General features: G+C 41.5%; 10 protein-coding genes. 8 read left to right on the forward strand and 2 right to left on the reverse strand.

Translation table 11 applies throughout. The features are described 5' to 3' along the window. Positions 1-33: 33 nt before the first annotated feature. Both FDF36_RS08875 and FDF36_RS08880 read right to left on the reverse strand, forming a co-directional pair. Complete coding sequence (locus tag FDF36_RS08875) at positions 34-1,035, reverse strand: FecCD family ABC transporter permease (RefSeq protein ID WP_220391085.1); 1,002 nt, start codon at positions 1,033-1,035, stop codon at positions 34-36. Continuing rightward, positions 1,032-2,171 carry an ABC transporter substrate-binding protein gene (locus FDF36_RS08880; RefSeq protein ID WP_220391251.1) on the reverse strand — a complete coding sequence of 380 codons (1,140 nt, stop codon included), beginning with the start codon at positions 2,169-2,171 and terminating at the stop codon, positions 1,032-1,034. Before FDF36_RS08880 ends, FDF36_RS08875 begins: the two co-directional genes overlap by 4 nt. A gap of 531 nt (positions 2,172-2,702) precedes the next feature. Between FDF36_RS08880 and FDF36_RS08885 the strand changes: the two genes are divergently transcribed. From FDF36_RS08885 to FDF36_RS08920, 8 genes are all read left to right on the forward strand, one after another. After that, a complete protein-coding gene (locus FDF36_RS08885; RefSeq protein WP_220391086.1) occupies positions 2,703-4,865 on the forward strand; it encodes an SLBB domain-containing protein in 2,163 nt (720 codons plus the stop codon). A 7-nt stretch (positions 4,866-4,872) separates the two neighbouring features. After that, the gene (locus FDF36_RS08890; RefSeq protein WP_220391087.1) at positions 4,873-5,397 is read left to right on the forward strand and encodes a UpxY family transcription antiterminator; all 525 of its coding nucleotides are present in this window, start codon (positions 4,873-4,875) and stop codon (positions 5,395-5,397) included. 288 nt (positions 5,398-5,685) lie between these two features. After that, a complete protein-coding gene (gene dnaK, locus FDF36_RS08895) occupies positions 5,686-7,605 on the forward strand; it encodes a molecular chaperone DnaK (protein WP_101602872.1) in 1,920 nt (639 codons plus the stop codon). Positions 7,606-7,808: 203 nt separating this feature from the next. After that, complete coding sequence (locus FDF36_RS08900) at positions 7,809-8,354, forward strand: helix-turn-helix domain-containing protein (RefSeq protein WP_220391088.1); 546 nt, start codon at positions 7,809-7,811, stop codon at positions 8,352-8,354. Next, the gene (locus FDF36_RS08905; RefSeq protein ID WP_220391089.1) at positions 8,351-9,613 is read left to right on the forward strand and encodes a site-specific integrase; all 1,263 of its coding nucleotides are present in this window, start codon (positions 8,351-8,353) and stop codon (positions 9,611-9,613) included. The genes FDF36_RS08900 and FDF36_RS08905 overlap by 4 nt, the downstream gene beginning before the upstream one ends. Before the next feature lie 312 nt (positions 9,614-9,925). After that, positions 9,926-10,279 carry a methylation-associated defense system helix-turn-helix domain-containing protein MAD1 gene (mads1, locus tag FDF36_RS08910; RefSeq protein ID WP_220391090.1) on the forward strand — a complete coding sequence of 118 codons (354 nt, stop codon included), beginning with the start codon at positions 9,926-9,928 and terminating at the stop codon, positions 10,277-10,279. Next, positions 10,276-10,875: a BT4734/BF3469 family protein gene (locus FDF36_RS08915; RefSeq protein ID WP_220391091.1), complete on the forward strand. Its 600-nt coding sequence runs from the start codon at positions 10,276-10,278 to the stop codon at positions 10,873-10,875. Before mads1 ends, FDF36_RS08915 begins: the two co-directional genes overlap by 4 nt. After that, positions 10,826-12,631 carry a DUF3987 domain-containing protein gene (locus FDF36_RS08920; protein WP_220391252.1) on the forward strand — a complete coding sequence of 602 codons (1,806 nt, stop codon included), beginning with the start codon at positions 10,826-10,828 and terminating at the stop codon, positions 12,629-12,631. The genes FDF36_RS08915 and FDF36_RS08920 overlap by 50 nt, the downstream gene beginning before the upstream one ends. The last annotated feature ends 67 nt before the right edge of the window (positions 12,632-12,698 follow it).

Raw genomic sequence — 12,698 nt, forward strand, 5'->3', positions numbered from 1 at the left:
TTTAACTAAGGTTTAGTATAATAATGGTTCTTCTTATTTTAGATATGAGTTGCGGAATATGATCCAAACGATTACTGGAGAGCCAAACAAAGCAGTTACTGCATTGATAGGTAATGTACCCTGCATTCCGGGCATTTGAGAAATTAAGTCACAAATTAACAGCGTAATGGCACCACACAGTATGGAGCCCGGAAGAATAATACGGTGGTTAGGGCTCCCAAACAATCCTCTGGCTACATGGGGCATGGTGATGCCTATGAAGGCTATAGGACCGGTAAAAGCTGTCGAAGTTCCGGCCAAAAGTGCAGTGGCCAGAATAATCCAGAGGCGTAATCTGGTCACAGAGACTCCCAATCCGTTGGCATAGTTTTTTCCCAACAACAAGATATTGAGTTGTTTTTGCAAGAGCAATGCAGTCAGAATTCCACAGGCAATGACGGGGGCCATCACACTCATCTGTTCCCAGCCCACTGAAGAGAGGCTGCCAAAGGTCCAGGTAATAAAAAGCTTGAGAGTATCCGGATTGCTCATGCTTTGCAGGATACTGACGATGGCACCGGCAAAGTTGCCGAACATCATGCCTATGATTAACAGGGAGACAGTCTGAGGTATTTTGATAGAAACGATTATTACCAATAATAAAACTCCTATAGCCCCAATGATAGCAGCTGTCACTTGCCCCCATCCTGCTATGAGCCACAGGGGAAGCGAAGAAGTGCCTAAAGTGAGTAAGGCTACTCCCAGGCTGGCGCCGGAAGTTACTCCCAATACGTCAGGACCGGCCAGTGGGTTATGAAACAAGGTCTGCATCAATACTCCGGCAACAGAAAGTGATGCTCCTGCTAAAATAGCTGTTAATGCTTTGGGAAGTCGGTGATTGATGATAATTTCACGATAGATAAGATTATCACTGCCTCCGGTAAGCGTATCCCATACGTCTCGTATGGAGAGGTTGACGCTCCCAATAGCAATATCTGCCATGAAAGCAACGACTAACAATATGATTAATAATAAAAACAGCCGGTAGTTTTTCATTCACTTTTTAATTTATCCATGTAAGTTAACTCGTAGTCAGGCAATAGTGTCGGATGAACGATCTTGATCATATCACTCAATAATAGATCTGGACGAGCTACTCCACTTTCCCAATAATCGTTTCCACCAGTAGCATTTGTCCGCTTGTTTATATGGTATACATTGTCGTCTTTATATGATTTGAATAGTTTGTATTTTGGGTCCATTCGTCCCAACTCTTCCAAAGTATTGGCTTGTACGCCTACCCATATGTCAGCTTGGTTGAAATGTATCAGAGCTTCTTCAATACTGCTGGATATACTACCGGAAGCTGTTGTGTCGTTGGCATAATAGTAATTGGCACCTGCATCGCGGAAGAGTTGTGAACTATAGCTTCTTCCTCCCGGCATAGACCAGGTTCCCCTGTAATCTTGCCCGGAAAGTATAGAAGGCGCATATGAAAATTTCTCGGCACTCTTTTTTACTTCATTGTATTGTTTTGCTATTTGCCCGAAAATGCTGTCAGCCAATGCTTCTTTGTCGAAAAAGGCTCCGACAAATTTAATCCATTCTGCACGTCCCAGAATAGATTTTTCTTGCCATTCAATATTATATAGGATAGGCAATCCCGTTTGTTTCATGCGTCGGCTGTTTTCGTCTTCGGTATTGTAGGCAGAAGTCATTACGGCCTGTGGGTGTAATAAAAGTAAGTTTTCTATGTCCAGATTGAAAGCATCGCCCAAATCTTTTATTTTACCCTCTTTGACACCTTGCAGAATGGTAGGATTGTAAATATAGGCCGAGTTGCACACCCCTGTCACTTTATGCAATTCCCCCAGAAGTTCAAGAAAACCCAAATGAGTAGCTGAGTTGGTCATCATACTTTTTAGTGGGATCACTATTTTGTGACCATTGGCAGGGACAGGCTGATCTTCGGTTTTCACAAGATAATAGATATCATAGGCCTCTCCCGGTTTCCAGGGATTATATACTGTTACTGTAGTGTATTCAGGAGAATGTGTTATTCCGAATCCTTCTGCGTATGAAAGAGGGGCCGGAACACCTTCTTCGACAGTGAGTGTTGCTTTCTGCTTTTCTTTGCAAGCAGTGAGCAGAAATGATATTAGTACAAAAAGAATAAAAGAAGATCGGTTCATCATACTTTAAATATTGATTAGTCGTGGTGCAAAAATACAGGATTATTCCGGATTATAGGTCTGCCTAATAAGGAAAATGCCGTAAATACGAGCAAAGGGAAAATTGATGGAGATGTGTTTTTAAACGTACGTTTAAAAACACATTAAAAATAAATAATTCATTGAAAGAAAAGATTTATAAAATCATAGAGATAAAATGAAAAGAGAAAGAACAGCCACTGATTTGAGAATGAGGTTATTTCAATAAAAATGAAAGTTAAATAAAAGTCTTTTTATTAAACACTTTGTGTATTTAAATATTAGCTTTATCTTTGTGACAAATAAACGTACGTTTAAAAACACATTTTTTAGATATAATATGCTGATAATAAGAATTTTTTATTGAGAATTTATTAAAAGTTAACCACTATGAATTTATTGGGATTGATTCTTGGAAGTGTAATATTGGGGCTGCTTGCTTGCCTGATATGGATACTTTATGATTTTCGGCGATTTAAGAAGAAAAATAACCTTATAGAATGACTTAGGCAAATGGGCAAGAAAGTATTAGTCTTTTTACTGCTTTTTTTATTTATTGGATGGGTAAGTGCTCAACAAGGAGAGTTGGGAAGAGTAGTAGGGCAGAGCACACAAACTCAGGTTTTTGGGCGCAATATATTTGCAAGTCGGAACTTGTCATTTGAACCTAATCTGAATATTCCTACTCCGGAAAACTACATGTTAGGACCGGGAGATGAAGTGATAATTGATATATGGGGAACTTCGGAAAATACGGTAAGAGAGACTATCTCTCCCGAAGGAAGTATTTTGGTGGAGAACATCGGTCCTATTTACCTGAGTGGTCTGAACATGCAGGAGGCCGAGCAGCATCTACGGCGTGAATTTAGTAAAATCTATGCAGCTATCTCCGGAGAATCGGTACATATCAAGGTGACATTAGGGAAGATACGTTCCATTATGGTTAATGTCATGGGGGAGGTTGAAGTTCCCGGTACCTACCGGTTATCTGCTTTTGCATCAGTGTTTCATGCTTTGTATCGGGCCGGAGGGGTCAATCGAATTGGCAGCTTGCGTACGATTCAAGTCGTGCGGAACGGTGAAAAGGTAGCCGATGTGGATGTATATAAATATATAATGGAGGGAAAACTGGCAGATGATATCCGTTTGTCGGAAGGAGATGTGATTCTGGTCTCTCCTTATGAGAATCTGGTCGGTATTTCAGGAAAAGTGAAACGACCGATGATTTATGAGATGAAACAGGGAGAGTCTCTGGCTGCCTTAATCAACTATGCAGGCGGCTTTACGGGGGATGCTTATCGGAATACGGTTCGTTTATTGCGTCGTAGCGGAAGAGAGAAGCAAATATATAATGTAGATAAAGTGGATTATGAAAACTTTATTCTGACTGATGATGATGAAGTTTCCGTAGAGGCGGTATTAGATCGTTTCTCTAATAAAGTGGAAGTTCGTGGGGCGGTATATCGTGCCGGTATGTATCAACTGGACAGTTTGACAGGAACTATAAAACAACTGATATGTCAGGCCGAAGGGCTTCGTGGGGATGCTTTTCTTAATAGAGCGTTGCTTAAGCGAGAGCGTGAGGATCTGTCACATGAAATGATTCCTGTTGATTTAAGGAAATTGATGGAAGGTATTATTCCGGATTTACCCCTTCAGAAAAATGATGTACTTTATATATCGAGTATCCGGGAACTGGAAAAGGAAGGAACATTGGCTATTTATGGTGATGTGGCAAATCCGGGATATTTTCCTTTTGCTAAAAATATGACTATCCAGGATCTGATTTTAAAAGCCGGTGGTCTGTTGGAATCAGCTTCAACGGTTCGTATCGATGTATCGCGGCGTATTAAAGATGCTAAAAGCACCTCTTCCTCTTCTGTAATAGGGAAAAGTTTTACGGTTGAATTGGAGAATGGCCTATTGGTAGGAGCAAAGCGGGTGTTTGAATTGGAACCTTATGATATGGTTTTTATACGTAGAAGTCCGGGCTATCAGAAACAGGCGAATGTGACGGTTGACGGAGAAGTAATATTCACAGGCAACTATGCGCTGACTAAAAGGAATGAACGGTTGAGTGATCTGATAGCTAAGGCCGGAGGATTATCGAAAGATGCCTATGTAAAAGGTGCACGCCTGATGCGTAGGATGACAGCTGATGAAATCCGGCAAAAACAAGATGCAGTCCGGTTTGCTGTTAAGGGAACCGGAAAAGATTCGGTATCTTTGGCTGCTCTGGAAGTCGATCAGACTTATTCAGTAGGTATTGAACTTGAAAAAGCATTGGCAAAACCAAAGTCCGATGAAGATTTGGTGTTGCGTGAGGGAGATGTACTTTTTATTCCTAAATATGTCAGTACTGTGACCATTACCGGAGCTGTGATGTATCCCAATACGGTTCTTTATCAAAAAGGAAGTGGAATTGATTATTATATAGGTCAAGCGGGCGGCTTTGGCAACCGGGCCTTGAAGCGACGTGCCTATGTTGTATATATGAATGGCACTGTTTCCCGATTAAGACACAATACGGCAAATGCCATTGAGCCCGGGTGTGAAATAATCGTTCCCACTAAAGAAGAACGGAAAAAAGCTACTGTGTCCGGAGCAGTAGGCATGAGTAGTTCCATTGCTTCTATTGCTGCAATGGTTGCTTCTATGGTGAGTTTAACAAAATAAGAGATAGATGAATATAAATGAAAAGCCCGAAATGGCGGAGAAACAGTCATGTCATTGGTATCTTGCTTTTACAGCTTCGCGGGCAGAGCAACGTGTAAAACAAGAACTGGATCAACGAAAAGTGCGGAATTATCTTCCGTTGCGGAAAATTACTTATCAATGGCAGGGTCGTCCCAAGGAAACATTGTTACCACAGATAACTCGTTGCATTCTTATCCGGGCTTCAGAATCTGATGTTTTGCAGTTGTCCGGAATACAAGGATTAATTATTCCTCACAATATATGGGAATATCGGATACCGGAATGGCAGGTGAACAGTTATCAATTACTGTTTTCTCATATAGATACTGCTGTGGAGTGGATACCTGATTGTCCGGAACCGGCTCCTATGGTTCGTGTCACCGGAGGTTCTTTAAATGGACTGGTGGGCGAACTTGATACTTCGGAAACAGAAATGCGGATAATGATCCGTTTTCATGCTATGGGATGTTTTCGCATAACCATACCCGGAGAGTGGATTGAAAGGCTTTAGATTATACTTTCTCTTTTTTTCATCTCAACGATAATTCCTCGTCTGTTACAGGGCGGGGAATTATTATTTCATTTTCCCTGTAACTTTGACTCCTTTTCACCTTTTAGATGACATAAGAATACCAAAATCTGACTTTCTGTCAGAATCCTGTCATTTTCGATCTTACTCAACCTTTTGGCATAAGGTTTGTTTTTTTATAGTCGTCCGCTTAAGACAAACTCCTAAAGAGAGTGCGGGAATAACCGGACAAAAGAAACTGAAATAATAATAAATAAAAGAATAACGATCATGGGAAAAATTATTGGTATTGACTTAGGAACTACAAACTCTTGTGTTTCTGTATTTGAAGGAAACGAACCTGTAGTAATCGCAAATAGTGAGGGTAAACGTACAACTCCTTCCATTGTAGCATTTGTAGACGGTGGCGAACGTAAAGTGGGTGATCCTGCAAAACGTCAGGCTATCACGAATCCTACCCGTACAGTTTTCTCTATCAAACGTTTTATGGGTGAAAATTGGGATCAGGTGCAGAAAGAGATCGCACGTGTACCCTATAAAGTGGTGAAAGGTGATAATAATACTCCGCGTGTAGATATAGACGGACGCTTATATACTCCACAGGAAATTTCAGCAATGATTCTGCAGAAGATGAAGAAGACAGCTGAGGATTATCTGGGACAAGAAGTGACAGAAGCAGTAATCACTGTTCCTGCATATTTCTCTGACTCACAGCGTCAGGCCACAAAAGAAGCCGGACAAATTGCCGGTCTGGAAGTGAAACGTATTGTAAACGAACCGACTGCAGCTGCGTTGGCCTATGGCCTCGATAAGGCTCACAAAGATATGAAGATTGCCGTATTCGACTTAGGTGGTGGTACATTTGATATCTCTATTCTGGAATTCGGCGGTGGCGTATTTGAAGTACTTTCTACAAACGGTGATACCCACTTGGGTGGTGATGACTTTGACCAGGTTATTATCGACTGGTTGGTTCAGGAATTTAAGAATGACGAAGGTGCTGACCTGACTCAGGATCCGATGGCTATGCAGCGTTTGAAAGAAGCAGCTGAAAAAGCTAAAATTGAGCTGTCTTCTTCTACAAGTACTGAAATCAACTTGCCGTATATCATGCCGGTAGGTGGTGTACCTAAGCACTTGGTTAAGACTCTGACTCGTGCTAAATTTGAATCTTTGGCTCACAATCTGATTCAGGCTTGTCTTGAACCTTGTAAGAAAGCAATGCAAGATGCTGGTTTGAGTAACTCAGATATTGATGAAGTAATTCTTGTAGGTGGTTCTTCACGTATTCCGGCTGTACAGAAGTTGGTTGAAGATTTCTTCGGTAAAACTCCTTCAAAGGGTGTTAATCCGGATGAGGTAGTAGCTGTAGGTGCCGCTGTTCAAGGTGCTGTACTGACTGACGAAATCAAAGGTGTGGTATTGTTGGATGTAACTCCGTTGTCAATGGGTATCGAAACACTGGGTGGTGTGATGACTAAATTGATTGACGCTAATACTACAATTCCTGCACGTAAGAGCGAAACATTCTCTACTGCTGCCGACAATCAGACAGAAGTTACCATTCATGTTCTGCAAGGTGAACGTCCGATGGCTGCACAAAATAAATCAATCGGTCAGTTCAATCTGACTGGCATTGCTCCGGCACGTCGTGGCGTTCCTCAGATCGAGGTTACATTTGATATTGACGCCAACGGTATCTTGAAAGTATCTGCTAAAGATAAAGCTACAGGTAAGGAACAGGCTATCCGTATCGAGGCTTCCAGCGGTTTGAGCAAAGAAGAGATCGAAAAGATGAAAGCAGAAGCTGAGGCTAATGCAGAAGCAGATAAGAAAGAACGTGAGAAGATCGACAAGTTGAATCAGGCTGACAGTTTAATCTTCCAGACTGAGACTCAGTTGAAAGAATTGGGCGATAAGTTATCGGCAGATAAGAAAGCTCCGATAGAGGCTGCTCTTCAGAAACTGAAAGATGCTCACAAGGCTCAGGATATGGCAACCATTGATAGCGCTATGGCCGAACTGAATACAGCATTCCAGGCTGCAAGTGCTGAAATGTATGCTCAGAGCGGTGCACAAGGTGGTGCGCAGGCTGGTCCGGATATGAACGCAGGTCAGGCTAATGCCGGACAAAATAACGGCAAACAGGACGATAACGTTCAGGATGCTGACTTTGAGGAAGTCAAATGATTCCGATAAGGAAACAGATAATAAACAATAATCAAAAGCGTGCAGCTCAACGAGTTGCACGCTTTTTGCGTTTATAGGGTTCATGGTTGCTATGTGTTTTCTATGGGCTTTTTTATCTCTTATTTGCGACATGTTTGCGACACGTCTTATTTGGCGATAAGGTACAACTTAGATTGATATAAACCATTTATAACGAGAAGAATATGCCAAGAGGAAATTACACCATTCAAAGAAGTTGCGAGGAGTGCGGTAAAATCTTTACTCCTCCCACATTAGTGTCGAAGTATTGTTGTCCAGCTTGTTCCAAGAGGGCGTATAAGAAAAGGCAAATCGCAAAAGAGAAAGAGGCGATACGTCAAGCGTTGGTCAGGCGAATACCATCCAGTAAGGGATATCTAACGGTTAAAGAGGCTATGCTGATTTACGGCATTAGTAAAAACGTTCTTTATCGTATGATACGGCAAGGCTTGATACCGTCATACAATTTTGGCCAACGTCTGACACGCCTTAGCCGGCAGTATATGGATGAACACTTCAAAACAAAGGCAGGGAGTAGAAAGAGAAAAAAGGAAGCATTGTCCTTTGAACCCAAAGATTGTTACACCATCGGAGAGATCGCAAAGAAGTTCCATATCAATGACAGCAGTGTATTTAAGCACATACGCCGTCATTCTATTCCTACACGCCAAATCGGTAACTATGTTTATGTTCCCAAATCTGAAATTGATAAATTATATAAGACGTTATGAAAAAAGCATTACCTAATACCAAAGTGACCGTCAAACTCAGAAGGTCGAATTATAAAGAAGAATGGTATCTGATTATAGAATCATACCCAGTTTATAAGCGAGGTTCTAAACGGGCAAGCCGTGTGGTGGAATCCATTAACCGGACTATATCCACGCCTGTTTGGGACAAATCGTCCATTGCACGCATCTTGCCGGATGGGACATTCAACTATAAGCCTAAGCGCGATTTGAATGGAATTATCCAATGCCGTTCAACGATAGACCAAGAGGCTTGTATCTATGCCGATAATGTGCGTAAGTTGCGGCAACACGAATACGATAGTGCCATCCTTTACACTGATAAGGAAAACGAAATCGCTGCACAGAATGAGCGGAGTGAACAGGATTTTATCAAGTATTTCAATGGTATTATAAGCACACGTCATCCCAACAGTTCTGATTCAATAATAGTCAATTGGAGGCGTGTAGGCGAATTATTGAAAATGTATTCGCAAGGGCAGCCGATTTCATTCAAGACGATTTCAGTTAAACTGCTTGAAGATATAAAGATGTTCCTTCTCCGTGCTCCAATGGGAGGGAATAAGAAAGGTACCATCTCACAAAACACGGCATCGACTTATTTTTCTATACTCAAAGCCGGATTGAAACAGGCATTTATTGATGAATATCTGACCGTTGATATAAGCGCGAAAGTAAAGGGAATAACAAACATTGAGAAACCTCGTGTTGCGCTTACCATGAATGAAGTGCAAATGTTGGTTGATACTCCTTGCAAGGATGATGTTTTGAAACGTGCGTTCTTGTTCTCTATTCTCACAGGATTGCGGCATAGTGATATTCAAACTTTGAAATGGAAACAAATTCAGCAAACAAGTAAGGGCACATGGCAAGCAGTCGTAGTTCAGCAAAAGACAAAAAGACCCGATTATAAGCCAGTCATCCAACAAGCCCTTCAGTTATGTGGTGAACGCTCAAGCAATGACGAAGCTTTCGTTTTTGAAGGATTGACTGATGCCTCTTGGATTTCCCGTCCTCTGAAAGTTTGGATAGAAGCATCTGGCATCAAGAAACATATCACCTTCCATTGCGGGAGACATAGCTACGCTTCGCTATTATTGGAAAACGGTGTTGACATATACACCATCAAGTCTTTGATGGGACATACAAACGTCAAAACTACGCAGATTTATACGCATATCGTAAATGAACAAAAAGAGAAAGCCGCCAATACGCTGTATATAGAGAATTTGGCTTTATAGGTTATAGTGGAGATTTCCACCATTGAACATCAATGATTTATATAGTATCAACGACACACTTACCACCGTATCCCCCTCATGAAGCATCGGCTTTTTGAGGGGTATCTTGTAGTATAGGCGTTCTCAGGGATGATATTATTAGTGTCAATAATGTTTTTTCCCCATTTTATTATCTCTTCCAACCAATCCTTAGGTTAATGAAAATTAAATCTATCGGTGGCAAATAAGTGGCTAATTGGTGGCTTTCAAGCACCTATTTAGCACTCATAAACATCCCTATACTTTTGCGGCATCAACTTTAATACGAAGAAAATGGCCTATAAAGTAAATTCATTGGAGGAAATGCCAAATGCGTTGTCCTACCTGATTGAGTCCGTAGAAGTACTGCAATCCAAAGTAAATGCCTTGCAACATAAGCAAGCAAGTAATTCACCCAAGTGGATGGATATAGACGAGCTTTGTGCTTATCTGCCATCACATCCAGCCAAACAGACAGTTTATGGATGGGTATCTACCAAACAGATTCCCGTACATAAAATAAATAAGGCTTTGGCTTTCCTGCAATCGGAGATTGACGATTGGTTGAAGAACAAATCGCACAGAACCCAAGATGACTTAATGGAAGAAGCCAGACGATTTGTCGAATCTAAAAAGATCATCAAATGATGGGAACGACAGATTATTGCTTTTCGTTCTTTCGCAAGCCCATTCAAAACATCGAACCGATAAGGGCAGTAGGCATTGTGGATGTGTATCGCTATGTCATCGGGCATTATGCCCAACCACAAACCGAAGCCCTGCGTTTGATGCTATCTTCTCCCGAAGCTAAAAGATACAAAGCCGCCCATTTCGACTATTGTACTTTTTCGGGATTATTTCGCAAACGGAATGAAAAGGAACTGATTATGCACTCAGGATTGATGTGTCTGGATTTCGACCATGTGGAGAATATCGTGGAGCTAAAACAGCAATTGCTCAATCATGAATATTTCGATACGGAACTGTTATTTGTTAGTCCATCCGGTAGCGGATTGAAGTGGATAATACCTGTTGACTTGAAAGGATGGGAACATTCCCGGTACTTCAAGGCTGTCGCCAACTGTATCAAAGCGACAGGTTTGCCATCAGTGGATATGTCCGGCAGCGATGTGGCTCGTTCCTGCTTCCTGCCATGCGACCCACAAGCATATATTAACCCTAAATACAAAGATGATGTCGAAGAAAATATTTTCCGCCCAAGATTGGGAGAATGTCCCTTCTGAAATACAGCAAACACATACGCTTGATATTGTCCCTATATATAATAAGGTTAAAGACGATGTGGAATGTGTTGTTCGGGAGATAGAACAACGTGGCATTGATATAGCACCCAATTATAAAGATTGGATGGAGTTGGGTTTCGCACTTGTTGATGGATTGGGAGAGAACGGACGGGAGTATTATCATCGCATCAGCAGATTTTACCCTACCTATCAAAGGGAAGAAACAGACAAACAATATACGCATTGTCTGCAATCCAAGGGGCAAGGTATTACTATCCGTTCTTTCTTCCATTTGGCAAATCAAGCTGGAATCTCATTGGCTCCATCCAACAAAGAGGATTTAGCCATTTTGCCAAATATCCAAAATGGCAAAACGGGCAAATGGATAAAATCAGAAGAAGAACTTCCTGCATTTCCTGAATGTGTATTTGAGCATCTTCCTCCTTTTCTAAATGAGGTTGTCAATAACTCCATTTCAGTAGATGACCGTGATACGATACTGATTGGGGCGATTGTGTGTTTGTCGGTATGCTTTCATAATGTTTGTGGTGTGTACGATGAACGCATTGTTTATCCGAATCTTTATCTGTTTGTTGTGGCAGATGCAGGTATGGGAAAAGGGGCATTAACCCTATGCAGAGAACTGGTAGTACCCATTAATCGCAATTTGCATGAACTCTCAAAACGATTGGAACAGGAATATAAAGAAGCGATAGCGGCTTATATCAAAGGTAAGAAAGATAGTGGAGTGACTATGCCGGCCGAGCCGCCCATGCGTATGCTTGTTATTCCGGCTAACAGCAGTGCAAGCTCTTTCTTGAAGATATTGGGAGATAATGACGGAATCGGACTGTTGTTTGAATCGGAGGGCGACACGTTAAGCCAGACTTTGAAGTCGGATTATGGCAATTATTCCGATGTGTTGCGAAAGGCATTCCATCATGAGTTGGTAAGTTTGAGTCGTCGCAAGGATAGGGAGTATTGTGAAGTAGCTAATCCAAGAGTGTCAGTAGCTTTGGCTGGAACTCCCGAACAAGTAAGAAGATTGATACCTGATGCGGAAAACGGATTGATGAGTCGCTTTTGTTTCTATATCATCCGTTTCAAGCGAGGCATAAGAAATGTGTTTGCCACAAGCGATATTTCTCAATCCAAGAACGTAATGTTCAAACTATTGGGAGATAAGTTCTGCTATCTGCATGAAGAATTTGTACGACAGGGAAATTATTCCTTTTCCCTTCCCTCCGATTTACAGGAACACTTTATTGAATATCTCAGTCGTGTGAATGAAGAGTGTTGTGACGAAGTGGATAACAAGATGCAGGGAATAGTCAGACGGATGGGACTGATTGCTTATCGTATAATGATGGTGTTGACCGCTATCCGGCATTTGGAGAATGTACATCGTAATTCTTCCTCACTTGACGGGGCAGAGCAACTGGTCTGCCATGAGTTTGACTATTCTACAGCCATGAATATTTGCGAAACCTTACTTTATCATGCCGTATTCATTTATCAGAATTTGTCAGGAAATCAGTCCAAACGATTTAATTCCGCTTCGCAAGAAACTGGCATTTATGCACGAAGGAATGCCCTTTATAATATGCTGCCTGAGACATTCACGAAGAAGGATTATGATGCACAAGTTTCATCTTTGGGTGAAAATGGAAGTACGGCAAACAAGTGGATAGAAGCCTTTATCAAAGATGGTAAGCTATGCCGAATAGAGCAGGGGAAATATAGGAAGATTTTTTGAGTGGCAAGTTTGTGTTTTAGTGCCACTAAAACCTATACGGCAAGCTGATAAACTGCCACTCTCAAAA

The sequence above is a fragment of the Bacteroides fragilis genome, assembly GCF_019583405.1.
GTDB lineage: Bacteria > Bacteroidota > Bacteroidia > Bacteroidales > Bacteroidaceae > Bacteroides > Bacteroides fragilis_B.